At 39.5% G+C, this 25,415-nt stretch carries 28 protein-coding genes; 16 read left to right on the forward strand and 12 right to left on the reverse strand.

Features of this window, described 5'->3' with window-relative positions:
* Positions 1–64 precede the first annotated feature (64 nt).
* The 3 genes from MWU56_RS05775 to MWU56_RS05785 are packed head-to-tail and all read right to left on the reverse strand — an operon-like array spanning position 65 to position 3,546.
* A complete protein-coding gene (locus MWU56_RS05775) occupies positions 65–1,606 on the reverse strand; it encodes an acyl-CoA carboxylase subunit beta (RefSeq protein ID WP_247042924.1) in 1,542 nt (513 codons plus the stop codon).
* A gap of 5 nt (positions 1,607–1,611) precedes the next feature.
* Positions 1,612–3,054 (reverse strand): acetyl-CoA carboxylase biotin carboxylase subunit, encoded by a 1,443-nt coding sequence (accC, locus tag MWU56_RS05780; RefSeq protein WP_247042925.1) that lies wholly within the window; start codon positions 3,052–3,054, stop codon positions 1,612–1,614.
* A gap of 6 nt (positions 3,055–3,060) precedes the next feature.
* The gene (locus MWU56_RS05785; RefSeq protein WP_247042926.1) at positions 3,061–3,546 is read right to left on the reverse strand and encodes an acetyl-CoA carboxylase biotin carboxyl carrier protein subunit; all 486 of its coding nucleotides are present in this window, start codon (positions 3,544–3,546) and stop codon (positions 3,061–3,063) included.
* Between the two features lie 197 nt (positions 3,547–3,743).
* On the opposite strand from MWU56_RS05785, the gene udk reads away from it, so the two are divergent.
* The 11 genes from udk to MWU56_RS05840 all read left to right on the forward strand — a co-directional run bounded on the left by udk (position 3,744) and on the right by MWU56_RS05840 (position 14,034).
* Positions 3,744–4,352: a uridine kinase gene (udk, locus tag MWU56_RS05790; protein ID WP_247042927.1), complete on the forward strand. Its 609-nt coding sequence runs from the start codon at positions 3,744–3,746 to the stop codon at positions 4,350–4,352.
* Between the two features lies 1 nt (position 4,353).
* Positions 4,354–4,686 carry an FtsB family cell division protein gene (locus tag MWU56_RS05795; protein ID WP_247042928.1) on the forward strand — a complete coding sequence of 111 codons (333 nt, stop codon included), beginning with the start codon at positions 4,354–4,356 and terminating at the stop codon, positions 4,684–4,686.
* Positions 4,679–6,061 (forward strand): methylmalonyl-CoA mutase subunit beta, encoded by a 1,383-nt coding sequence (locus MWU56_RS05800; protein WP_247042930.1) that lies wholly within the window; start codon positions 4,679–4,681, stop codon positions 6,059–6,061. The genes MWU56_RS05795 and MWU56_RS05800 overlap by 8 nt, the downstream gene beginning before the upstream one ends.
* Positions 6,054–8,123 carry a methylmalonyl-CoA mutase gene (scpA, locus tag MWU56_RS05805; RefSeq protein ID WP_247043707.1) on the forward strand — a complete coding sequence of 690 codons (2,070 nt, stop codon included), beginning with the start codon at positions 6,054–6,056 and terminating at the stop codon, positions 8,121–8,123. Before MWU56_RS05800 ends, scpA begins: the two co-directional genes overlap by 8 nt.
* 134 nt (positions 8,124–8,257) lie before the next feature.
* On the forward strand, positions 8,258–9,031 hold the full coding sequence (locus MWU56_RS05810) for a ParA family protein (protein ID WP_247042932.1): 774 nt from the start codon (positions 8,258–8,260) through the stop codon (positions 9,029–9,031).
* Positions 9,032–9,937 carry a ParB/RepB/Spo0J family partition protein gene (locus tag MWU56_RS05815; RefSeq protein ID WP_247042934.1) on the forward strand — a complete coding sequence of 302 codons (906 nt, stop codon included), beginning with the start codon at positions 9,032–9,034 and terminating at the stop codon, positions 9,935–9,937.
* On the forward strand, positions 9,930–10,583 hold the full coding sequence (locus tag MWU56_RS05820; RefSeq protein ID WP_247042936.1) for a DUF5683 domain-containing protein: 654 nt from the start codon (positions 9,930–9,932) through the stop codon (positions 10,581–10,583). Before MWU56_RS05815 ends, MWU56_RS05820 begins: the two co-directional genes overlap by 8 nt.
* Before the next feature lie 3 nt (positions 10,584–10,586).
* Entirely contained in the window at positions 10,587–11,288 is a 702-nt protein-coding gene (dapB, locus tag MWU56_RS05825; RefSeq protein ID WP_247042937.1) for a 4-hydroxy-tetrahydrodipicolinate reductase, read from the forward strand.
* A gap of 49 nt (positions 11,289–11,337) precedes the next feature.
* Positions 11,338–13,080, forward strand: a complete 1,743-nt coding sequence (lepB, locus tag MWU56_RS05830; protein WP_247042938.1) for a signal peptidase I — start codon at positions 11,338–11,340, stop codon at positions 13,078–13,080.
* 20 nt (positions 13,081–13,100) lie between these two features.
* Positions 13,101–13,733, forward strand: a complete 633-nt coding sequence (locus MWU56_RS05835) for a WbqC family protein (protein ID WP_247042939.1) — start codon at positions 13,101–13,103, stop codon at positions 13,731–13,733.
* Positions 13,726–14,034 (forward strand): DUF6122 family protein, encoded by a 309-nt coding sequence (locus tag MWU56_RS05840; protein WP_247042940.1) that lies wholly within the window; start codon positions 13,726–13,728, stop codon positions 14,032–14,034. The genes MWU56_RS05835 and MWU56_RS05840 overlap by 8 nt, the downstream gene beginning before the upstream one ends.
* On the opposite strand, the gene MWU56_RS05845 is transcribed toward MWU56_RS05840, so the two are convergent.
* From MWU56_RS05845 to MWU56_RS05875, 7 genes are all read right to left on the reverse strand, one after another.
* The gene (locus MWU56_RS05845) at positions 14,023–15,063 is read right to left on the reverse strand and encodes an endonuclease/exonuclease/phosphatase family protein (RefSeq protein ID WP_247042941.1); all 1,041 of its coding nucleotides are present in this window, start codon (positions 15,061–15,063) and stop codon (positions 14,023–14,025) included. The two genes, MWU56_RS05840 and MWU56_RS05845, sit on opposite strands and share 12 nt — an antisense overlap.
* 3 nt (positions 15,064–15,066) lie before the next feature.
* The gene (locus MWU56_RS05850; RefSeq protein WP_247042942.1) at positions 15,067–15,930 is read right to left on the reverse strand and encodes a rhomboid family intramembrane serine protease; all 864 of its coding nucleotides are present in this window, start codon (positions 15,928–15,930) and stop codon (positions 15,067–15,069) included.
* Between the two features lie 3 nt (positions 15,931–15,933).
* Positions 15,934–16,668 carry a rhomboid family intramembrane serine protease gene (locus MWU56_RS05855; protein WP_247042943.1) on the reverse strand — a complete coding sequence of 245 codons (735 nt, stop codon included), beginning with the start codon at positions 16,666–16,668 and terminating at the stop codon, positions 15,934–15,936.
* On the reverse strand, positions 16,669–18,516 hold the full coding sequence (gene mutL / locus MWU56_RS05860) for a DNA mismatch repair endonuclease MutL (RefSeq protein ID WP_247042944.1): 1,848 nt from the start codon (positions 18,514–18,516) through the stop codon (positions 16,669–16,671).
* A complete protein-coding gene (locus MWU56_RS05865; RefSeq protein WP_247042946.1) occupies positions 18,516–18,800 on the reverse strand; it encodes a riboflavin synthase subunit beta in 285 nt (94 codons plus the stop codon). The genes mutL and MWU56_RS05865 overlap by 1 nt, the downstream gene beginning before the upstream one ends.
* Positions 18,801–18,983: 183 nt before the next feature.
* Entirely contained in the window at positions 18,984–19,466 is a 483-nt protein-coding gene (gene ribH / locus MWU56_RS05870; protein WP_247042948.1) for a 6,7-dimethyl-8-ribityllumazine synthase, read from the reverse strand.
* A gap of 3 nt (positions 19,467–19,469) precedes the next feature.
* On the reverse strand, positions 19,470–20,231 hold the full coding sequence (locus MWU56_RS05875) for a tetratricopeptide repeat protein (RefSeq protein ID WP_247042950.1): 762 nt from the start codon (positions 20,229–20,231) through the stop codon (positions 19,470–19,472).
* Positions 20,232–20,357: 126 nt separating this feature from the next.
* On the opposite strand from MWU56_RS05875, the gene recF reads away from it, so the two are divergent.
* The 3 genes from recF to MWU56_RS05890 are packed head-to-tail and all read left to right on the forward strand — an operon-like array spanning position 20,358 to position 22,160.
* Positions 20,358–21,437: a DNA replication/repair protein RecF gene (gene recF, locus MWU56_RS05880; RefSeq protein WP_247042953.1), complete on the forward strand. Its 1,080-nt coding sequence runs from the start codon at positions 20,358–20,360 to the stop codon at positions 21,435–21,437.
* 4 nt (positions 21,438–21,441) lie between these two features.
* Positions 21,442–21,864, forward strand: coding sequence for a hypothetical protein (locus MWU56_RS05885; RefSeq protein ID WP_247042955.1), 423 nt, complete (start codon positions 21,442–21,444; stop codon positions 21,862–21,864).
* Positions 21,864–22,160 carry a DUF721 domain-containing protein gene (locus MWU56_RS05890; protein ID WP_247042957.1) on the forward strand — a complete coding sequence of 99 codons (297 nt, stop codon included), beginning with the start codon at positions 21,864–21,866 and terminating at the stop codon, positions 22,158–22,160. The genes MWU56_RS05885 and MWU56_RS05890 overlap by 1 nt, the downstream gene beginning before the upstream one ends.
* A gap of 114 nt (positions 22,161–22,274) precedes the next feature.
* Here the strand turns inward: MWU56_RS05890 and MWU56_RS05895 are convergent, their stop codons facing one another.
* Positions 22,275–22,694 (reverse strand): nucleoside-diphosphate kinase, encoded by a 420-nt coding sequence (locus MWU56_RS05895; RefSeq protein WP_247042959.1) that lies wholly within the window; start codon positions 22,692–22,694, stop codon positions 22,275–22,277.
* Positions 22,695–22,743: 49 nt separating this feature from the next.
* On the reverse strand, positions 22,744–23,778 hold the full coding sequence (locus tag MWU56_RS05900; protein ID WP_247042960.1) for an alkaline phosphatase D family protein: 1,035 nt from the start codon (positions 23,776–23,778) through the stop codon (positions 22,744–22,746).
* Positions 23,779–23,852: 74 nt separating this feature from the next.
* Between MWU56_RS05900 and MWU56_RS05905 the strand changes: the two genes are divergently transcribed.
* On the forward strand, positions 23,853–24,869 hold the full coding sequence (locus MWU56_RS05905; RefSeq protein WP_247042961.1) for a DHH family phosphoesterase: 1,017 nt from the start codon (positions 23,853–23,855) through the stop codon (positions 24,867–24,869).
* Positions 24,866–25,414 (forward strand): gliding motility-associated peptidyl-prolyl isomerase GldI, encoded by a 549-nt coding sequence (gldI, locus tag MWU56_RS05910; protein ID WP_247042962.1) that lies wholly within the window; start codon positions 24,866–24,868, stop codon positions 25,412–25,414. The genes MWU56_RS05905 and gldI overlap by 4 nt, the downstream gene beginning before the upstream one ends.
* The last annotated feature ends 1 nt before the right edge of the window (position 25,415 follow it).

Raw genomic sequence — 25,415 nt, forward strand, 5'->3', positions numbered from 1 at the left:
TTATGTTTAAAACAGGGATAGATTATTGTGATTAAATAAACTTTCCAAATGTACTTACATACCATCACAACGGAATATTGCCATGTTTTTTCCAAGGAGTCTGTACTTCTTTTTTCTCCAACATTGCAAAGGTCTTCAACAGTTTGCTCCGTGTATTCTTTGGAAGAATTACCTCATCAATAAATCCACGCTGGGCTGCACGATATGGATTGGCAAACTTGTCCGCATACTCTGCTTCTTTCTCCTTCAATTTAGCATCTGGATTATCTGATGCCGCAATTTCTCGTCTAAATATAATCTCACTGGCCCCTTTGGCACCCATTACCGCGATTTCAGCACTTGGCCATGCATAATTAAAGTCCGCACCAATATGCTTGGAATTCATCACATCATACGCACCGCCATAGGCCTTTCGAGTAATCACGGTTACCCTTGGCACTGTAGCTTCACTGAGCGCATATAGCAATTTTGCACCGTGCATAATAATACCACTCCATTCTTGATCAGTTCCCGGCAAAAACCCTGGCACATCAACCAAAACCAGCAATGGAACATTAAACGAATCGCAAAAACGGGTAAATCGGGCTGCTTTTCTTGAACTTTGTACATCCAACACTCCAGCAAGAAACATCGGTTGGTTAGCTATAACACCTATACTCCTACCTCCCAAACGAGCAAAACCTGTAATAATGTTTTCGGCATAATCCTTATGGATTTCGTAAAATGAACCTGCATCAATAATACCATTGATGACATTGTGCATATCATAAGGTTTGTTTGGATTGTCGGGAACAATACCGGACAGTTCCTCTCTGGTTTCATCAGCAAGTTTATAGGGCAACAAAGGTGCGGTTTCCTTATTGTTTTGAGGTAGATAGTTCAACAAGTTTCGAATATCGTCCAAACAAGTAGCATCATTGGCCGAGGTTCTATGGGCCACCCCGGATTTCACAGCATGGGTGCTCGCTCCTCCCAACTCTTCCGATGTCACGGTTTCGTTGGTTACAGTTTTCACTACGTTGGGTCCGGTTACGAACATATAACTGGTTTCCTCTACCATTATGGTAAAGTCCGTCATGGCAGGCGAGTAAACTGCTCCCCCGGCACAAGGTCCCATGATAGCTGATATTTGAGGAATTACACCCGAAGCTTGCACGTTTCGATAAAAAATATCGGCATACCCTCCCAAAGACCTTACTCCTTCTTGAATACGTGCCCCTCCAGAATCATTTAGACCAATTATGGGAGCCCCTACCTTCATGGCCAAGTCCATCACCTTGCAAATTTTTTCAGCATGGGTCTCGGAAAGTGCTCCTCCAAAAACAGTAAAATCCTGCGCGTAGACATATACCAAACGTCCGTTCACCGTACCATAACCCGTTACCACACCATCACCATAATACATTTCCTTATCCATACCGAAATCTGTAGTGCGATGGGTCACTAGAATACCCATTTCCTCGAATGAACCTTCATCCAAAAAATATAGTATTCTTTCGCGTGCTGTTAATTTTTTCTTTTGGTGCTGCTTTTCAATACGTTTTTCCCCACCGCCCAAATGGGCAAGTGCTATTTTTTCTTGTAATACTTTTATTTTGGGATCCATAGGATTCAATTTGAAGGTAATCGTACTATTTTTTTGTCTTCAAGAAATTGATAAAGTGCAATCAAGCCTGCAACTTCAGCTTCTTTGGCCGTTTGTTCCTTGATTTTCTCTGGCGAATAATAATTTTTCACAAAATGGGTATCAAAATTTCCAGACCGGAAAGCTTCATGAGCAAACACAAAACTTCCAAAAGGCAATGTGGTCCTCACCCCTTTTATTTTATAATTTTGAATGGCATCCAACATTAGTTCGATGGCCTCTTCTCGCGTTTTACCATAGGTAATGAGTTTGGACAACATTGGATCATAATAAATGGGAATATCCATTCCTTCTTCAAAACCATTGTCCACCCTAATACCTTCACCAACGGGCAATTGATACGTTTCCAAGTTACCCACGCTGGGCAAAAAATCGTTCAATGGATCTTCGGCATACACTCGAAGCTCCACAGCGTGCCCTTGAATCTTTAGATCCTCCTGCTTCATGGGAAGTTCTTCGCCTCTGGCCACTTTAATCTGCAATTCAACAAGATCCACGCCTGTAATCAATTCAGTAACGGGATGCTCCACCTGTAAACGGGTGTTCATTTCCAGAAAATAAAAATTATGGTCGGCATCCATCAAAAACTCAACTGTACCAGCACCAATATAATCACAAGATTTGGCCACTTTGCAGGCCGCAATTCCCATTTCCTCACGTAATTCAGGGGTTAAAATAGCGGAAGGTGCCTCTTCCACTACTTTTTGGTGACGTCTTTGAACACTGCATTCCCGTTCAAAAAAATGGAGCACGTTTCCATGGGTATCGGCCATCACCTGTACTTCAATATGCCTTGGTGATGCCACATATTTTTCTACGAATACCGAGCCATCACCAAAAGCTGAGGTTGCTTCGCTTATGGCGCGCTTCATTCCAGATTCCAGGTCTTCCTCTTTTTCCACTACCCGCATACCTTTGCCTCCACCCCCAGCAGAGGCCTTGATTAATACAGGGTAACCCACTTCACTGGCAATCTCATGGGCTTTGCCAACGTCGGTAATGGCTTCATCAATCCCTGGAACCATCGGAATATCGTATGCTTTCACTGCTTCCTTAGCTGCCAATTTGCTTCCCATGATCCGAATAGCCTTGGACTTTGGACCAATAAACGTAATACCGCTTTTCTCCACCGCTTCAGCAAAATCCGCGTTTTCACTTAAAAACCCATATCCTGGATGAATACCGTCCACGTGGAGTTTTTTGGCAATCTCTATTATTTTATCTCCGCGCAAATACGATTGGCTAGAGGGTGCTTCACCTATGCAAACGGCTTCATCCGCAAATTGCACATGTGGGGCATTCCTGTCTGCAACCGAGAATACGGCCACAGTTCTAATGCCCATTTTTTTTGCGGTTTTCATTACTCTAATCGCAATTTCGCCTCGATTGGCAATCAATACTTTTTTCATATTGTTCTATTGAAATTCAATCAACAATTGTTTCTTATCAACGGTATCGCCTTTTGACACTCCAATCTTTTTGATTAGCCCGTTTCGCGGAGAGGTAATAATATTTTCCATTTTCATAGCTTCCAAAATCACCAATTGATCTTCTTCAGTCACCTCTTGTCCTTCTTCCACCAAAATGTCCAAGATCAATCCTGGCATAGGTGCGGTAATGGAGTCTATATTTTTGCTTCCATTGGATGCAAAACCCATTTTTTCGATAAGTTCATCCACTGGGGTCTGAATCGTAGTTTGGTATTCACTTCCGTTGACACTTAAAGTATAAGTGCCCTTGTTGAAATCAGAATCCAGAATCGCAATATGATATGACACACCATCCTTCAGCAAATGAAAAGTTTGATCACCTGTTTTGATCAAATCCAGAAAAGTTATGTCGTCCTTGGAAAGTTTAAAGTCAAAATCACTCCCAACCTTGACCGAATATGAATCATTCATAAATTGAAATTTCCATTGATTAGCTTGATAAATATAAAGGTTAATGCATTAAAAACCATACAAAGCTATGTGTATTGAGAAGTATTAATTATGACGATCATCATTAATTGATTTACTGGTAATCGCTAATTATGTAGTGTTTTGGACAACTAGGGTATCCAATTCATTTGTTTATTTTTGATGACAAATTTTAAACTATGTTGATCTTAGGGATTGCAGGAGGTACAGGGTGCGGTAAAACAACGGTGGTAAACCAAATTGTGGAGCAGTTGCCCCAAGATGAGGTGGGGGTAATCTCACAAGATTCTTACTACAACGACCTTTCTCACATGAGCAAGGAAGAAAGAGCTTTGGTAAATTTTGACCATCCGAACTCAATCGATTTTGATCTATTGATTCAACATATTGAACTGTTAAGACAGGGAAAAACCATAGATACTCCGATCTATTCCTTCGTGGAAGAAACACGAATGGAAGAAACAATCCCCACCCATCCTCGAAAGGTGATGATCGTAGAGGGTATTTTGGTGTTGAGCAACCCAATATTGCGAGATATGTTCGATATTAAAATATTCGTACATGCAGATTCAGACGAACGTTTGATCAGAAGGTTGCAACGCGACACCAAGGAACGTGGTCATGACCTGGACAAAGTACTCACCAGGTACCAGACTGCAGTAAAACCGATGCACCTTCAATTTATTGAGCCCTCGAAAGAGTTTGCAGACATCATTATTCCAAATAACCGTTACAATACGGTTGCCGTGGACGTTGTTAGAACAATTATCAACAATAACCTTTCGTAACATGGGTCTAAAAACGTTGAGAAAAAAGAAATGGTTCAAGATCATGACCAACACCTATATTTTGGTGCTGACTATTTTTGTGATCTGGATGGCCTTTTTTGACACTAATTCTTTTATGATTCATTTGGAACTGGAGAATGAAATCGATAAGTTGGAAAAAGAAAAAGAATTTCTAAAAAATGAAATTGCCAAGGACAAGGAAATACTTAAAAAAATGTCCGATGGAAATGAACTGGAAAAACTCGCTCGTGAAAAATATTTCATGAAAAAGGACAATGAAGAAATTTTCCTAATTGAATATGAAGATAGTTTAAAGCACAAACAAGATGAATAACACTGGTCTTTTTCAAGAATTTTCTGAAGTTTCCGCCAAACAGTGGAAACAAAAAATCCAGTTTGATCTCAAGGGTGCGGACTACAACGAAACCTTGGTTTGGGAGTCTTTGGAGGGTATTACCATAAAACCTTTTTATAATAACGAAGATATTGAGAACATACCTCCCTTTTCACTTAACAAAGGACATAAGTGGTCAGTAGGGCAATCCATTTATGTTGGTGACACCAAAAAAGCGAATACCAAAGCTTTGGATGTAGTGGAAAAAGGTGGGGAAAGTTTAATTTTTGTCATTCCAAACGAAGATACCGATTTTGAAGCGTTGTTATCTGGTCTTAATTTGGAAAGCACTGAAGTTCATTTCAATTTTGCTTTTTTAGCCTTGGAGCCCATCCAAAAACTGGTTTCCCTTCTAAAAGACAACAATGCAAAAGCACATTTGAACATTGATATTATTGGTCACTTGGCCAAAGATGGCAATTGGTACCATAACCTTGACAAAGACCATCAACTATTTACTGAAATATGCTCCTTGAGCAATTCGAAAATTCCGGTAATTGGGGTAGATACCACACTATATCAAAATTCAGGTGCCAATATGGTACAACAATTGGCATACGGTTTGGCACACGCGAACGAATATGTAAATCATATTACCTCGAGTGGCATCGAAAAGTTGTCAGCGGTCACTTTTAAAGTAGCCGTTGGAAGCAACTATTTCTTTGAAATAGCAAAAATAAAAGCGTTACGGTGGCTATGGAAGAGTCTAGCATCCGAATATGGTATCAAAAGTGAATGCAATATCCTAGCGGTGCCTTCCAAACGAAATAAAACCTTGTACGATTACAATGTAAATTTGCTGCGGACCACATCAGAATCAATGTCCGCAGTATTAGGAGGGGCCGATACAATCTGTAATTTACCTTACGACGCAATTTATCACAAAGACAATCCTTTTGGGGAACGCATAGCTCGAAACCAACTCTTATTATTAAAAGAAGAGGGACATTTTACCGAAGCATCACAAATTGCTGATGGTGCCTATTATATTGAATCAATCACCAAGCAACTTGCAGAAAAAGCTTTGGTGCTTTTTAAACAGATTGAAAAAGCCGGTGGTTTTTTGGACAGTCTTAAAAAAGGTATGGTTCAACGAAAAATCAAGGAAAGTGCCGAAAAGGAACAACAGCTTTTTGATGAAGGGAAGATAATTTCTCTTGGAACCAATACCTATCAGAACCCACAAGATCGGATGAAGGAAGACCTAGAACTCTATCCTTTTGTAAAGACCAAAGCTAGAAAAACGATCATTGAACCCATAATTGAAAAAAGATTGGCCGAAACCTCCGAACAAAAACGATTGAATGATGAGTAGAAAAAACCTTCAGCATCTGGAATTGGCTACTAGTTCAGGTAAAGCTACAACCGTTTACGGACATGAAAATTTTGCGGCTGGGATTTCACCATTTTTACGAGGTCCATACGCTACCATGTATGTTCGCAGGCCTTGGACTATTCGCCAATATGCTGGCTTTTCCACTGCAGAGGAAAGCAATGCGTTTTACCGAAGAAACCTAGAAGCGGGGCAAAAAGGACTTTCCGTGGCATTTGACCTCCCCACCCATCGTGGTTACGACTCCGACAACGACCGTGTGGTAGGAGATGTGGGCAAGGCCGGCGTCGCCATAGACTCCATTGAGGATATGAAAATTCTGTTCGATGGCATCCCTTTGGATAAAATGTCTGTCTCCATGACCATGAACGGAGCCGTTATCCCGATTATGGCATTTTATATCGTAGCAGGACTGGAGCAAGGTGTTTCCATGGATCAACTTTCAGGAACCATCCAAAATGATATATTAAAGGAATTTATGGTGCGGAACACCTACATCTACCCACCTACGCCTTCCATGCAAATTGTTGCTGATATTTTTGAGTTTACCAGTAAGAACATGCCAAGATTCAACAGTATCAGTATTTCTGGATACCATATGCACGAAGCAGGAGCTCCGGCAGCCATGGAACTGGCATACACCTTGGCCGATGGCATTGAATACATCCGTACCGGAATAAAAGCAGGTTTAAAAATTGATGAATTTGCCCCAAGGCTCTCATTTTTCTGGGGTATTGGCATGAACCATTTTACCGAAATTGCAAAAATGCGGGCAGGACGAATGCTCTGGGCCAAATTGGTCGGTCAATTCAATCCAACAAATCAAAAATCATTGATGCTCCGTACCCACAGCCAAACTAGTGGATGGAGCCTAACGGAGCAAGACCCTTTTAACAATGTGGCCAGAACTACCATTGAGGCAATGGCCGCAGCTTTTGGAGGCACCCAAAGCCTCCATACCAATGCATTGGATGAAGCCATTGCCCTACCCACCGATTTCTCAGCAAGGATAGCCCGTAATACCCAAATTTACTTACAACAGGAAACCCATATTACCAAAACAGTAGATCCTTGGGCCGGAAGTCATGTTGTGGAAAAATTGACTCACGAGATTGCCGAACATGCTTGGGAATTAATCCAAGAAGTGGAAAAATTGGGCGGAATGACCAAAGCCATCGAAAAAGGCATCCCAAAAATGCGCATTGAAGAGGCCGCTGCCAAAAAACAGGCACGTATAGATAGCGGTCAGGACGTTATTGTAGGGGTCAACAAATATAGATTAGACAACGAGGATGACCTTCAAATTTTGGAAGTGGACAATGCTAAGGTTCGTAAACAACAAATGGAACGCCTAGCTCAAATCCGCAGCACCAGAGATTCCAAAGCAGTGGAAAAAGCACTTGAAAAAATTCGTATTACCGCCAAAAAAGCCACAGAAAACGACTCCGAGCGTGGAAATTTGTTAGCTTTAGCGGTAGAAGCTGCCAAACAGCGTGCCACCCTGGGCGAGATTAGTGACGCCATGGAAACCGCATTTGGACGATATAGAGCAAAAATTCAATCCTTTACCGGAGTGTATTCAAAAGAAATAAAGAACGACGAAAGCTTTGAAAATGCCCAAAAATTAGCGGACAAGTTTGCCAAGCAAGAAGGGCGAAGGCCTCGCATAATGATTGCTAAAATGGGACAAGACGGGCATGACCGTGGCGCCAAAGTGGTCGCTACAGGCTATGCAGATCTTGGTTTTGATGTAGATATTGGACCATTGTTCCAAACACCTACCGAAGTTGCCAAACAGGCGGTGGAAAACGACGTCCATGTTTTAGGAGTTTCTTCACTTGCAGGAGGACACAAAACCTTGGTTCCCGAAGTAGTTCAAGAACTGAAAAAATATGGTAGGGAGGATATTATGGTAATTGTTGGTGGCGTAATTCCAAAGCAAGATTATGAACATCTGCTCAGTAATGGGGCCGTTGCGGTTTATGGTCCAGGAACCAAAATAGCCGATGCGGCCACAGAAATACTCAATATTTTGTTGGATTAGAGCACTTACACAGTGTAGATACAAAAATTTAACGCTCTTTAACGTAAGTTGCCCCTATTATTCACCTCCTGTTAACAAATTACATTTTATTGCATCTTAAATAATCGTATTTTTAGCACCTAACTTACTATGAAATGGGCAAGATAATTGCTATTGCAAACCAAAAAGGTGGTGTAGGCAAAACTACCACTACGGTTAACCTTGCAGCATCCTTGGGTGTTTTGGAAAAAAAGGTGTTACTGATTGATGCCGACCCTCAAGCTAATGCAACATCTGGTTTGGGTGTTGATGTTGACTCGGTTGAAAAAGGCACCTACCAACTTTTGGAACACACCATGGGCATCAACGAGGTGACCATCCCAACAGATTCTCCAAACGTGGATTTGGTTCCATCACATATAGACCTTGTAGCCATCGAAATTGAACTGGTGGATAAGGACAATAGGGAATACATGATGAAAGAAGCCCTCAAGGATTTGGGGGACAAGTACGATTTTGTACTAATTGACTGTGCTCCATCATTAGGGCTATTGACTTTGAACGCACTGACTGCGGCCGATTCGGTAATGATACCCATCCAATGTGAATATTTTGCTCTGGAAGGACTTGGCAAACTATTAAATACTATAAAGAGTGTTCAAAAAATACACAATAATGATTTGGATATCGAGGGAATGTTGTTGACCATGTACGATTCTAGGTTACGCCTCTCCAATCAGGTTGTGGAAGAAGTTAAGAAACACTTCGCAGATATGGTTTTTGATACTATTATACAAAGAAACGTTAGATTGAGTGAAGCCCCTAGTTATGGCGAAAGTATCATAAAATATGATGCCAGCAGTAAAGGAGCTTCCAATTATCTGAATTTGGCCAACGAAATTTTGAAAAAAAACAAGGAGAAAGTTTAAATGGCGAAAGCAACTAAAAAACAGGCACTGGGAAGAGGTCTATCAGCACTTTTAAAAGATCCGGAAAATGATATTAAATCTGTTTCCGATAAAAATGCAGATCAGGTAATCGGCAATGTGGTAGAACTGGATGTTAATTCTATTGAAGTCAACCCCTTTCAGCCACGTTCCAATTTTAACGACGAAGCTCTTGAAGAACTGGCCAGTTCTATTCGAGAATTGGGTATTATACAGCCCATTACCGTCAGGAAATTGGATTTCAACAAATTCCAGTTGGTTTCTGGTGAACGGAGGTTCCGTGCATCCAAGTTGGTTGGACTGGAAACCATTCCGGCCTACATCAGAATTGCCAATGATCAAGAGTCCCTCGAAATGGCTTTGGTGGAGAATATTCAAAGACAAGACCTTGATCCAATCGAAATCGCATTGTCTTACCAACGGCTTATAGATGAGATTGAAATTACCCAAGAAAAATTAAGCGACCGTGTTGGTAAAAAACGTTCCACCATCACCAATTATTTGCGTTTGCTCAAATTGGACCCGATAATTCAAACGGGAATGCGAGATGGTTTTATAAGCATGGGACATGGTAGGGCTCTTATCAATATTGATAAGAAAAAGGATCAAATCGCCATATATGAAAAAGTGGTTTCCGAAGGCCTGTCCGTAAGAGCTACCGAGCAACTGGTAAAAAACCGTAAAGAACCACAAAACGCTGGTTCTGAAAACAAAAAAAGCACTCACAACATACCTGAATTTGTTTCCGATAGTTTGGATTCCCTTAAAGAACGACTTGCCACTAAAATTGACATCACAGCATCGAAAAATGGGAAAGGTAAGATTGTGATACCCTTCCATTCCGAGGAAGATTTCAAGCGTATCAAAAAATTGTTGACTGGTGAATAAAACTCCCCTTTTATTGCTATTTGCATTTTTGTTGTTCCATATTAGCTTTTCTCAAGAAAAAGAAGAGAAAGGTGATACAAAAGAACCTCAAGTAAGTGAGGTCGATTCCCTTGCACAGAATATGGAAGATAGTGGTGTTTCCTTTGAAGAAGTCTCCAAGAAAAAAAGCATCAACCCTTTGGCGCCGAGTAAAGCAGCTTTTTATTCAGCTATCTTCCCCGGTTTGGGGCAGATATACAACAAGCGCTATTGGAAGGCTCCTATAGTTTGGGGGGCTTTGGGGACCGGAATTTATGTGTATTCGTATAACAACACTGAATATCGTAGAGCAAGGAACGCATTTAAAAGAAGGCTCGCAGGTTTTACCGATGATGAGTTTTATGATATTAATGGTGATGGAAGTGGCCCAGATGTTTCCTCCGATGCGCTTCAAGAAGCTCAGGAAAATACGCAGAGGGACAGAGATTTGGCTTTGGTTATTTCTATAGCGTTATATGCATTGAACATTATTGATGCCAATGTAGACTCACATTTAAAACAATACAATGTCGATGATGATCTTACTATCGACTTCAACCCTTACTTAGATATAAACCCTTTGACCAATAGTCCAAACTACGGCATGGCATTGGTCATTAAATTTTGATGTATGAAGATTGGTTTGTTTGGATATGGCAAAATGGGAAAGATGATAGAGCAGATTGCTCAAGATAGAGGTCACACAATTGTTGCAAGAGTTGACGATAGCACTCAAAACGTAGATTATGATTCAATTGATGTCGCCATTGATTTTAGCACTCCCGAAGCTGCTTTTGACAATATTACAAATTGTTTTAAGCACAGAGTACCCGTAATAAGCGGAACAACAGGTTGGCTAGAAAAATTTTCCGATGCCGTTAGCATTTGTGAAAATAACAAGAGCGCATTTATTTATGCCTCCAATTTTAGTTTAGGGGTAAATATTTTCTTTGAACTCAATAAACATCTAGCTAAAATGATGACTGGGCTACAAGAATACAGTGTGGGCATGGAAGAAATCCACCATACCCAAAAATTGGATGCGCCCAGTGGTACAGCTATCACCCTTGCAGAAGGAGTAATAGAGAATACTGCCTATACAAATTGGAAATTGGACGAATCCGGAGATAAGACCATTCCAATTAAATCCATCAGAGAGGGTATGGTACCGGGTACCCACAGTATTTCTTATAAAAGTTCTGTGGACACAATCGAGATAAAGCACGAAGCGCACAATAGGGAGGGTTTTGCCCTAGGTGCAGTAATCGCATCGGAATGGATTCACGGAAAAACGGGTGTTTTTTCTATGAAAGATGTGTTAAACCTAAGCTAAAAAACGTAACAACAATTTAGACATAAAGTCTAACAAAGAAACTTTTAATATGGACGGTACACAGTGGATTATTTTTATCCTCATCATACAAGTTATCCATTTTTTGGGAACATGGAAACTCTACGTTAAAGCAGGCAGAAAGCCTTGGGAAGCTGCCATTCCTATATACAATGGTATTGTTTTGATGAAAATAATCAATAGACCTGGGTGGTGGGTAATATTATTGTTCATACCCATCATCAATTTATTGATGTTTCCTGTAGTTTGGGTGGAAACCATTAGAAGTTTTGGAAAAACCTCGCTCTTGGATACCTGGCTGGTTATACTCACCTTGGGCTTTTATATTTATTACATCAATTATGTCGAAAATGTAACATACATCGAAGACAGAAGTCTTAAACCTAAAACAGGGTTGGGCGAATGGGTTAGCTCTATTGTTTTTGCCATTGTTGCAGCTACTGTTGTGCATACTTATTTTATTCAACCCTATGTAATACCTACAGGATCGCTTGAACGTACCTTAAGAGTAGGTGATTTCTTGTTCGTAAGTAAATTCCATTATGGAGCAAGGGTACCCATGACCACTTTGGCCGCACCAATGGTACATGATACGCTTCCCGTGCTAAAAACAAGGTCCTACCTGGCCGATGTAGATCCCGATACCTACAAAACCTCTTGGATCAATAAACTGCAATTACCTTACATGCGGTTACCCGGTTTTGAAAAAGTGAAGAAAAATGACATCGTTGTCTTTAGTTTACCGGCTGATACATTGTATCAATTCTTTAAGGCACAAAAAGCTGTAATTAAACCGATAGACAAAAAGTCTAACTATGTAAAACGCTGCGTAGGAACGCCCGGTGATTCGCTAGAAGTGATTAATGGATATGTTTATATAAATGGGCAACAACTTCAGTTATCAGACAGGGCCAAGCCCATGTATGTTTACGAAATATTTGCAAAAAATGGCGTATCAAGCAGATATTTAGAAGAAGTCGATGCTTCTGATTATGTTAGAAAGTACATTGCCACAAACATCAACGAAGCCCAGTACAATGCACTGGCACCATATATTTCTGGAGGTAGACCCACGGATGATGGTAAAATTGAGCTTTACACGCAAGAAAATGGCATCCCGGCCGATGTTATTCGTCAATTAAGGCTTTCGTTGACCGAGGAGAAACCACGTTCCCGTATGGCCAACCTAACCCATGAAATGGTTAGTTCGCTGAGAAATAATCCAGGTATAGATTCGGTGATACAAACAATAGACGCAAAAGGAATGTACGGTGGAAATACGTTCCCTCAAAAACCAAACCTATATCCCTGGAACAACGATAATTTTGGACCTATCTACATTCCAAAAGCGGGCACAACGGTAGAAATCAATGCAGAAACGATTCCATTGTACAAAAAAATTATACGAGATTACGAATATAACGATGTAAAGGTCACTGGCGACAAGGTACTCATCAACGGAATCGAAGCAAACTCATACACGTTTAAACAAGATTATTACTGGATGATGGGTGACAACCGTGACAATTCTGAAGACAGTAGAACTTGGGGTTATGTTCCAGAAGATCATATTGTTGGCAAACCTGTATTCCTTTGGATGAGCTTTGACAATTTTAGACAAGGGATCGCCAATTGGAGGGTTCGTTGGGACCGTGTTTTCACTACTGTTGGTGGAAGTGGAGAACCAGTATCTTACTTTTGGTATTTTATGGCAGTTGTAGCGGCATGGTTTATTTTTGATTTCATTAGAAAAAAGAAGAAAAAAACATCGTAAACCCTTAATTTGATTGTTCTTTGAAAATACTGCTCCATCCTTCTTATTTACCAAGTATTGCTACCTTCGCAGTTATTGCCCAGCACAATGTGGAGTGGGAAGCTCATGATAATTTTCAAAAGCAGACCTATAGAAATAGGTGCTATATTGCCACGGACAAAGGCAAACATATGCTCAATATTCCCATAAAACATGTTGGTGAAAAAGAAGGACGGCAAAAGTACGCGGATGTAATCATAGAAAATGCATACAATTGGAAAAAAGAGCATTGGCGAACTCTAGAAACTGCCTACAGGGCCTCTCCATTTTTTGAGTTTTATGAAGATGACATTAAGCCAATTTACGAATGTTCCACTGACTCCCTTTATAATTTTAATCTAAAAGCAATTCGTATAATCGGCGATTGTATTGGTGTCAAGATTCCAATACAAATGACAGAGAAATATGCGTTAACACCAGAAAACAATGTTGATGCTAGATTTTTGGTTGAAGCCAAAAAGGAGAAAAATTGGGGCCTTGAGCCTTATAACCAAGTTTTTGAGGAGCGTCACGGATTCATTTCTAATTTAAGCATATTAGATCTCTTGTTTAACGAAGGGACAAATGCAATTAGCTACCTAAAAACTGTATCGTTAAATCTACAACATGTTTAGGCATTTTATTCACTACGGTATCCATTTTTTAGTTCCCATCATAATTGCTTTTTGGTTTTTTAAGGAGAACCGAATAAAAATTACCTTGGTACTTTTAGCTGGCATCTTGATTGACATAGACCATCTTTGGGCCACCCCTGTTTTTGATGCCAATCGTTGTAGTATCGGGTTCCATACGCTACACAGCTATTGGGCTATTTTGGTGTATAGTATATTACCGTTCTTTAAAACAACTCGGATTATTGGCTTGGCCGCAATCATCCACATTTTTGCGGATACATTAGATTGTTTATTGATGTGATTTCAAACGCAATGTGGCCATTATGGGATAATGGTCGGACCATCGCTCATTAAAGTTTTGATGGGAAAGCACTTCAAAGTTTGGGTCAGCCATAATATAATCAATGCGGAAGGGTATTTTCCATAATTTATACGTTCTTCCAAAACCCGTCCCTTCTTCCAAAAATGTATCTTGCAAATCCCCTTTTACTATCTTATAAACATTGGAAAATTGCGTATTATTAAAATCTCCACAAACAATATTGGTGTAGGGGCTACTCTTTAAATGTTCCTTAAAAAGATTTGCTTGTTCCAGCTGTTTTGAAAACGTATAGACCAACCTTTTATAAACCCTCTCCGATTTTTCTACATCCGTAAAATTATCAGTACTTGGGACAATTTTAAACGACTGAAAATGTATATTATACACCCTGACAGTATCTTCTTGGCGTACGATATCCGCGTAAATTATATTATTCGTCGTATCGGGCAAATCCATAGACCCACTGTTAATTATAGGGAATTTAGAAAATATTGCTTGAATAGATCTTTGGGCAACATAAGGGGTCTCGCTTCTATAAGGGTACTGTTTTTTCAATTGACGGTGACGTGTTCTTGCATGCTCTTGAACACACAATATAGCCGGATATTCATCAATTATAAATTTGATAATACTATCCCCTATTCCAGATTTTTTCATCCACCTATTTTTATTGAACCCCTGAGCGTTGTACGACATTATTTTTAAATCTGACGGCTTGCTTTTCTTAAGATTATCCTTTCCAAGACCATAAAAAGGCCCAAATATCAAATAACCAAGAAAAACAGCCAATAAGGACAAGAACAACTTTCTTTTAAGTTTGACACCCCAATACAAAAGGAATAATATATTAAAAGCAAACAGGAAAGGAACAAACAAACTCAGTACGGAAAGAGCAGAGATAAATTGGAATGGTAAAAATGAAATGATACCAGTAATCACCAACAAGGACGCAATAACTATATTGATCACAAAGACCACCCTGTCAAATGTAGAAATAGATTTTTTCACGTATCAGTCTTCCTTACCAGCTTTAAACAAAAAATCTTTTTCATCTTTGGACAAACTCTCATAACCAGATTTACTGATTTTATCTAAAATTGTGTCTATTTTACGTTGTTTGGTCTGTCTATCGTAATCTGTCTTATTGCTTGTTGTGTTTTTTTTCTTGTATACCGTCTTTAGGGGAGCCTTTTTTTCTTTAGGTTTAAAAAGATTGGCAATCGTATTTCTAAGGTTTGCAAAACCTGAACCTATATCGTTTCCTTTAAACAATTGTCGCGCATATACATATCCTAAAAAAGCACCTCCTATATGAGCCATACCTCCACCGATGTTCTCTCCCATACCAATCAAGACCAAATCTTTAATTACCAAAGCAGCACCGATATACCACAATTTGATATTAAAGAAAATAACTCGAACCTCCTGATTGGGCAGGTATGCACAAACAAAAATAAGAACAGCGTTTACCCCCGCTGAAGCACCAATAAGTGCCGTGTTGGAGTTGACCAAGGTAGGAAACACATTATAGCTCAGCAAAAATACCAATCCGCCCAACATCAATCCTAAAAAATAGACATTGATAAAACGTTGGCCATCAAAAAGGTTAAGAAAAATTCGACTGGCAAAGTAGAGCATAATCATATTCCAAAAAATATGACCAAACCCTGCATGAAAAAAAGAATAGGTGACCAGCGACCAAGGCTGAGCCAAAAACTCAAAAAAATCTTTGGGCAAATGGAACCAATGTGAGAAAGACTGTCCCAACAATGCACCAGAAAGCCCATCCAACAAAAATATCAATACATTTATGGCTATAAGCTTTTCGGCAATGTTTAGCCGTGAAAATTGATATTGTAGTCCACCACGCATCATAACTTAATCCCACCGTTTATTGTTAAACTGGTTATTTTTCCAGTACCACATCATTATAAAACCAATCAATGCACCACCTATGTGTGCAAAATGAGCCACTCCTGTATTAATGTTACCTATTCCAAAAATAAGGTCTACTGCTATAAGGATAGGCACAAAATATTTCGCTTTTATAGGTACCGGCAAAAAGATAAGCATCAGCTTGGCTTCCGAATACATAAACGCAAAGGCCACCAAAATACCATAAATAGCTCCCGATGCCCCAACAGCTGGAGTATTAAAAGCTGTTAACATATTATCCACTGTGCTTTTTCCAACGATATCGTACCAACCAGGACTATACTGGCCATTGGACAAGATATCCAAAATCTGGGCTCGGGCAATACCTGAACTTTCCAAAGCATTCAATCCTTCGTTAAAAAGAAAATAATTCACCCCTGTGTGTAATGCAGCCGACCCTAACCCTGCTGAAAAATAAAAAAACAAGAACTTATTCTTGCCCCAAATACGCTCCAAAGGAGTCCCAAAAGCCCATAGCGCATACATATTGAACAGGATATGCATAAGGTTTCCATGCATGAACATATGGGTACCCAACTGCCACCATTTAAAATTGGGGTTTTCAAGAAACCAAAGAGACATCCATTGGTACATTTGATCCCCGTAAAGCTGTGTGGCAAAAAACATAATCACGTTAATGATCAATATATGTTTCACTGCCTCGGTCATTCTACCCATTTAGTTGAATTTTTTATCGATATCCCCTTCGGAGATAATAGTATATGTTATTTTTTGAAATGGACTCAACGTAGGTTCTTTACATGCAAAAAGATTGTTCACCAAGGTTAATTGGGACTCTTGATCCAAAACCTCTCCGGTTCTTACCGCTAGATTCCTACTCAATGCCTTGGCCAACATTTCGGCCTGTGAAATGGAACCATCGGCGTAACCCTCATTATAATCTGCAATCAAACGATCCAATACCGTGCCAATCCCGCTTTCGGGAACCATCATGGGTACACCTGTCACTTTTACAGTTTCTTCCTCTAAACTTTGAAAAGCAAAACCAATGTTTGTCAGGCTTTCTTTAATTTCCATTAATATTGCCAATTCTTGTTTGCTAAAGGTCAGCTCCAAAGGAAAAAGTAATTGTTGGCTCACTCCTTCTTTAACTGTTATCTCACCCAAAAATTTTTCAAAAAGGATACGTTCATGGGCCCTATTTTGATGGATGACCAGCATACCTGACCTTACCGTACTTACCACATACTTTCGTCGCATTTGAAACGTACTGGCCAAATGTTCCTCTACCTCTTTGCCCGAGTACAAAGTGCCTTGCACTTCACTTTCAGACTCAATGATAACACTGCTGAAGTCATTATGATCATTTTGATGGCCCAGACCTTCGTACATATCCTCCCAGCCCTTAGTGCTTTGTTTACGATAGTTCGATCCTGAACTTTTATTGACCGGCGTTTCCTGAAAAGGGTTAAAAGCAGCATCCACTGTTACCTTAGGTATCACTACTCCCTTTTCTTTGTATGAATAAGGAGTATCCAAATTAGGATCGTGTTCAAAATCCAATACAGGAGCAACGTTGAACTGTCCCAAGCTATGCTTAATTGTCGACCTTAGAATCGCATATAACGTATTCTCATCATCAAATTTCACCTCTGTCTTAGTAGGATGGATATTGATATCGATAGAAGATGGATCCACCTCTAAAAACAAAAAGTAACCCGGGTAGGTGTCAGGTTTTATCAATCCTTCAAAGGCGGCCACAACAGCATGATGCAGATATGGACTTTTAATAAATCGGTTGTTGGCAAAGAAAAATTGCTCCCCACGACTCTTTTTGGCAAACTCAGGCTTACAAATAAATCCTGATATTTTCACAACTTCTGTTTCCTCATTCACGGGAACCAAACGATGTTCCATTTTACTACCAAAGATGTGCACGATTCGTTGGCGGTGTTTTGTACGAGGTAGATTAAATATTTCCGAACCGTTGTTATAAAAATAGAACTCAATATCAGGATGCACCATAGCTACTCTATGAAACTCATCTGTAATGTGACGAAGCTCTACTTGATTTGATTTTAAAAAATTCCGCCTTGCGGGAATATTAAAAAACAAATTTTTAACAGCAATAGACGTGCCTTGAGGAGTCGCGACAAGATCTTGCGAAACTACCTTGCTACCCTCAATTTTAAGATGGGTCCCCACTTCTTGGGAAGAAGTTCGCGTCTGCATATCCACATGTGCGATTGCTGCAATCGAAGCCAATGCTTCTCCACGAAAACCTTTGGTTTCCAGATTGAACAAATCCTGTGCAGATGATATTTTGGATGTTGCATGTCGCTCAAAAGACAAGCGTGCGTCGGTTTCGCTCATACCTGCACCGTCATCAACCACTTGAATAAGTGTTTTACCCCCATCTTTTATAATCAACTTAATCGAGGTAGAACCTGCATCAATCGAATTTTCCATCAACTCTTTAACTACGGAAGCAGGCCGTTGGACCACTTCCCCTGCAGCTATTTGGTTAGCAACATGGTCTGGTAAAAGTTTAATGATGTCCGCCATTATGGATTTAGGAATATTGATAAATCAAAATCGATTATAAAAAGGAACAGGAGCACTAGAACAGCAACAATAATCCAAAATCGAAGTTTTAAATTCCGGTCACCTTCAGTTTGTAAATCATCTACCGCAGAAGTAAGTTTGTTCTTGAGCCCTCTAGTGGTGTGAGCCGTACTTCTAAACTTATCCAGTTTGTGTTCAATTTTATAAGGATTCCCCTCTCCTTTGTAATATCTAGGAGAGTAATCAAAGCTCTTATTTTTCTTAAGTTTTAAAGGGTTTCGCATGGTATCCTTATCGCCGTATGCTCAAAGGTACTCAAATTAGAAAAAAAGGGTTGGATGATAGTCCCAAAAAATGTTAACAACCATCTATATGGGTACGTTCTTAGATGATGAAAGTTAGATGATAGTTTTACAAAAAAATAAAAAATCAGCTTTCGAACTGGGAGTTGTTACCTAATAACGACCTTATTTGCCCAATACAGCCATTTGAATGGCAGCAATTGCAGCTTCTGTGCCCTTGTTCCCATGCTTTCCACCACTTCTATCCTTGGCTTGTTGAAGATTTTCGTCTGTGAGCACACAAAAAATAACAGGGACATCGTAAGCTATGTTCAAATCTTTAATACCCTGTGCTGTGGCACTGCACACAAAATCAAAATGACTGGTTTCGCCACGGATAACACTACCAATGGCAACAATGGCATCGACCTTTTCCGTTTTGATCATTTTTTTGGAACCGAAAGTCAATTCAAAACTTCCCGGTACTTTCCAACGGACTATATTTTCTGAAAGTGCCCCACAGTCCAAAAAGGTTTCTTTAGCGCCTTGATAAAGTGCTTCGGTAATTTCATTGTTCCATTCAGAAACAACAATCCCAAAGCGAAGGTCTTTTGCGTTTGGGATTTTATTTTTATCGTAAACGGATAAGTTTTTGTTCTCTGTAGCCATGCTTTAGTTTTGTGCCAACCCAATAAGGGCATCAACACCGTTGGCTTCTTGTGAATTCGGAAATTCCTCCTTGATTCGCTCAAAGTACCCTAAAGCTTTGCTTTTCTCTTCTAAATTCAAAGCAACCACACCTGCTTTATATAAAAATCTTGGCGTAGTAAATTCATTATCGCTATGTGCAATGGCTTTTTCATAGTAATCCAAAGCATCTTCTGGTTGATTCAATTGGGAAAAAGCATCTCCGATACCACCTTTGGCCATAGCTCCCATGATGTCGTCATCGGTAGAGAAGTCCTCCAAATGTGCAACAGCCTGGTCATACTGTTTCAGGTTCAAATAGGTCATACCCGCAGAATACTTGGCCAAACTGGCCGCTTTAGTACCATTATATTCCTCTATTATATCCAAGAAACCATATTTTCCCTGACCACCGTTCAAAGCCAAAGTAAACAACGAATCTTTTTGTGTTTCACTGGCCAAGGCTTGGTCAAAATATTGTTGTGGATAAAATAGTTCGTTTGCTGCCGAAGCTTCTTTTGGATTTTGGATGAATTGGTGATAACCCAAATAGGCTAAAACACCCACGGCAATTACACCAATAACACCTAAAATGTAATTCTGATTCTTCTGAACCCATGCTTCGGTTTTGGAAGCACCTTCGTCCAAAGTATTGAAAACTTCAGCTGTTGTGCTGTCGTGTTCTTCTATCTGAGCTTCTTCCTCCTTATTTTTTGGCTTAAAGCCTCTCTTCTTGTATGTTGCCATCCGTCATTTAATTGGTCGCGCAAAAATAAAGTTTTTATCCAAAACCAAAAGGTAATTTATTCGTTATTTTTGGAATCCCTTTTTTAGAGGGACTCCTTTTAATTCCAAATTGTTTCTTTACCCTTTATGTTTTTAAGACATTTATCTTTAGTCAATTACAAAAATTTCGACTCCAAGACCTTGGAATTCGACCCCGTAATCAACTGTTTAGTGGGTGACAATGGGGTTGGGAAGACAAATATTTTAGATGCTATCTACCTTTTGTGCTTTGGTAAAAGCTACTTTAATCCCGTTTCTACACAAAACATAAAACACGGTACCGATTTTTTTGTGGTAGAAGGTGAATTTGAAAAGCAAAACAGAACGGAGAAAATACTTTGTTCCTTTAAAAAAGGTACCAAAAAAGTGATAAAACGAAATGGCAAACCCTATGAAAAGTTTTCCGAACATATTGGTTTTTTGCCCTTGGTAATCATTTCACCATCCGATCGAGATCTTATTTTGGAAGGAAGCGATACCCGAAGGAAATTTATGGACGGTGTTATTTCGCAATCCGACAAGGTATACCTTCAAAACCTCATTAAATACAACAAGGTAGTATCGCAGCGAAATTCCCTGCTCAAATATTTTGTGGCCAACCATACTTTCGACCCTGACACTTTGGGTATTTATAACGAACAAATGAACAGCTTAGGAACAGCCATCCATAATAAAAGAAACGAATTCATTGCTTCTTTCCTGCCCACTTTTAAAGAACAGTATCAAACTATTTCTGAAAAAGATGAACAAATCAACCTTTCTTACGAGAGCCAACTTGGCGATGATACACTTTTGAATCTTTTGGAAAAAAATATTGAGAAAGACCGTGCGCTTCAATACACCTCTGTCGGGGTGCACAAGGACGATTTAAGTTTTACCATTGCAGGACATCCCATCAAAAAATTTGGGAGCCAAGGTCAGCAAAAATCCTTTTTGATTGCATTAAAACTGGCGCAATTTGATTTTATCAAAGGATTAGCGGATACTACCCCTATTTTATTGTTAGATGATATCTTTGATAAACTGGATGAAACCAGGGTTTCACGTATTGTAGGATTGGTAAAAGAAGACAATTTTGGTCAAATTTTTATCAGCGACACCCATGCGGATAGAACAGAAGATGTGGTAAAGAACTTTCATCAGAGTTATAAAATATTTAACTTGTAATATCATGAAACAAATACTTTCCTTTATACTGGTTTTAATATTCTGGGGATGTAATGATTCTGTTGTACATAAAGAAGACCTCAATTATTTGAACGGATATTGGGAAATAGCCGAAGTGGAATTCCCCGATGGATCCATAAAGGAATATGGTATAAACACAAACATTGATTTTATCCATTTAGATGATGAGAAAGGGTATCGAAAAAAGATGAAACCTAAATTTGACGGCTCATACGATACCTCACTAGATATGGAAGGTTTTACAGTTTCCAATACGGGTGAAACCATAATTCTACGGTATTCAACTGCATTAAGTGAATGGGAAGAAAAATTGGTACAATTGGATTCTTTAACTTTTTCAGTAACCAACCAAGAAGGAATCACCTATAAATACAAACGTTTCGAACCTATCAAAATCCCACAGTAATGGCCAAGAGACACAGTTCACACATACCTTTAAGTGAGGCTTTGGGCGAATTCATCAAGGAGAACAAGCTCCAGAAAGGTATAGATAAGGTAGACACCAGAGAGGCATGGGTAAAACTAATGGGCAATGGGGTGAACAATTATACCACCGCCGTTGATTTAAGGAACGAAACACTCTTTATCTCACTCTCCTCTTCCGTACTTAGAGAAGAGTTGAGTTTGGGCAAGACCAAAATAATCAAGATGATCAATGAAGAGCTTGGAAAGGATTTGGTTAAGAAGTTGGTTTTAAGATAAATCATGCATCATGCTTAACTTCTATACTCAGATGAGATTCTAAACTGAGTAGTGATATAAAATAAAAAAGCCACCTATTAGGTGGCTTTTTTATTTTATATCAAGTTATTAGGTTTAATACATTTCCCTTCCTGAAAAGTGAAAAGCTCCTTCGATAGCAGCGTTTTCATCACTATCGGAACCATGTACTGCATTTTCACCTATACTGGATGCATACAGTTTTCTAATCGTTCCTTCGGCAGCTTCTTGTGGGTTAGTAGCACCAATCAATGCACGGAAATCATCTACAGCATTGTCCTTTTCCAATATGGCTGACACAATAGGGCCCCTCGTCATAAACTCTACCAATTCACCAAAAAACGGACGCTCTTTGTGGATGGCGTAGAATATTTCGGCATCTCTTTTACTAAGTTGCGTGTATTTCATGGCCACAATCTTAAAACCAGCAGCCGTTATTTTATCCAAAATCGCACCAATGTATCCGTTTTCAACAGCATCGGGCTTGATCATGGTGAAAGTTCTATTTCCTGTCATTTTTTTAATTTTTGCGCAAACTTACGCTTTTTAACCCAAGGTACAAGGCTCAATAGGTTTGTTTTAACTCTTGTAGTACAGTTCCATTATCTCCCATAATCTTAAATTCTGCCTCTTTATCAGCAAAATTTAAATTGATTATCCCATAACTTTTATCGGACACCACTTCTCCTATTCGGTATTGATTTGGTTCACCACTAAAACTGGAATAAGAATGAGTAAGTCCACTGCTGGTAAAGTCCACCAAAGGATGGGAAAGACCTTCAATATCGGTTCTCGAAAACTCCGAAATATGCCTATCTCCCGATAAAATAATCACACCTTTGGCCCCAGACTGGGCTATCATGTTTTCCAGTTTTTCTACTTCCAGAGGAAAATTCCCCCAAGTTTCAAAGCCATGTTCACCAGAAAGCACTTGAATACTCGACATGATTAAGTTAAAATCAGCGTCGGACCCTTCAAGTTCGTTCTCCAACCATTGCCATTGTGCATCACCGAGAACAGTAGCCTCTGGATCAGTGGTTGGTTTATAGCGTTTTTCAGATTCCTCATCTTTGATCAGCTCACTTCTAAAATATCGGGTATCCAAAACAATGACTTTTACTTTTCCCTCAGGAACCTCATATTCGTGGGAAGCATAGACTCCTTCCCTACTTCTTCTTTCACTATCCTCGGGCACACCCATAAAATCCAAGAACACCTTCTGGCTTTCTTCCTTAATGGCAAAATCGGCACCTGCATCGTTCAAACCAAAATCATGGTCGTCCCAAGTACCAATAATAGGCACTGCACCTTTCAATTTTGCATATTCCGCAACAGTATCCTGCATGGCATAAATAGACCTCAACCTTTCAACATCATCGGTGTCGGCATAAACAATGTCCCCACCCCAAATCCATACGTTAGGGTTTTCCGCCAAAATATCGTCCCAAAATGGATTGGGTTCTTGCGCCATATTGCACGATCCAAAAGCAACTACAAAATCAGGAGTTGGTTGTTCTATTACCGTTACTTTTTTTCCTGCATTCTTTTTACAGGCCGTAAACAGAACCAAGGCCATGAGAAAAATATAGTATTTTTTCATTATGCGTATTTATTGAATCAAAAATACAAATAAACCAAATCACCTCTATATTATATTATTGTATATTTGGCCGCATGAATTCAGTGGATATCACGACAGTAAAGTCAATTCTTTCCCAACCCCAAAAGATTGTAATCGTACCTCACAGAAATCCTGATGGAGACGCCATGGGTTCCTGTTTAGCGCTCTATAAATTTTTAAAGTCCAAAGGGCATAGCGCACAATTAATTGCACCCAACGACTACCCAAAATTTCTGAAATGGATGCCAGGTAACGAGACCGTGATAAATTTTGAAAGGGAGAACTCCAAGGCCAAAGAGCTAATTGAGCAAGCTACCGTAATTTTCACCTTGGATTTTAATCATCTGTCCCGTGTTGGACAAATGGAGACTGTTTTACAAGAAGCAACTGCTGATTTTATTATGATAGACCATCACCAGCAACCTAGTGACTATGCCAAGGTTACCTATTCAGATGTTGGAATGAGCTCCACTTGTGAGATGGTATATAATTTTATTGACTTTTTAGGGGAGACGAATTTTATCGATGCCGATATTGCCACGAATCTTTATACCGGTATTATGACGGATACAGGCTCTTTTAAATATCGTTCAACCTCGAGTAAAACGCATCGCGTGGTGGCCGAACTTATCGATAAAGGTGCCGACAACATGGAAATCCATAGTAAGGTTTTTGATACTAATTCGCCTTCCCGCCTACATTTGTTGGGCGCTGCCTTGAGCAATATGGTAATCTTGCCCGAATACAGCACAGCTTACATTACCCTTACACAAGACGAGTTGGACAAATACGAGTTTAAAAAGGGAGATACCGAAGGTTTTGTAAATTATGGGCTAACTTTGGAAGGTATTATTTTTGCGCTCATTTTTATTGAAAACAGGGAAGAAGGTATTATTAAAATTTCACTGCGTTCAGTTGGTGATTTTTCCGTTAACGAATTTGCTAGGGAGCATTTTAATGGAGGTGGACATAACAATGCTGCCGGAGGGAGAAGCGAAATGAGCATGGAAGAAACCATTTTCCATTTCAATGAAATTTTGAAAAAATATAAAAGTAAACTGAACCCATGAAATTTTTTTTAGTTGCATTGTTGGGCGTATTATTAATGAGCTGTGGAGGCCCGGAACCGAGAAGGCCCATAGAGGTGAAATCGGGTAGTTTTTACAAGGAATCCATTGAACGTACCAAAAATTTATTGGCAGCAGAAGGAAAAGCCATCGAGGAAATTATATCCAAGGACACGATTCACGAATATTTATCAAGTCCAAATGGGTTTTGGTATTACTACGAGTCCAAGAACGATACCGCTGTTTATTCCCCAAAAACAGGAGATCAAATTCTATTTTCCCATAATTTGATGGGTCTCACCAACGACACTATTTATACTGCGGACGAAATTGGCCCCATATCACATGTGATAGACAAACAACAACTGTTTCCGGGGCTTCAAAATGCAGTAAAACTTTTAAAAGTTAATGAGAAGGCAACTTTTTTGTTTCCATCTCCTTTAGCTTACGGCTATCAAGGCGACAATAAATCCATTGGACCTAACACACCGCTCAAATCATCTATAGAATTACATACCATCATAATAAATAACGACAGTTTAAATTAAA

Origin of the sequence: Allomuricauda sp. F6463D, assembly GCF_023015965.1 — a bacterium.
GTDB lineage: Bacteria > Bacteroidota > Bacteroidia > Flavobacteriales > Flavobacteriaceae > Flagellimonas.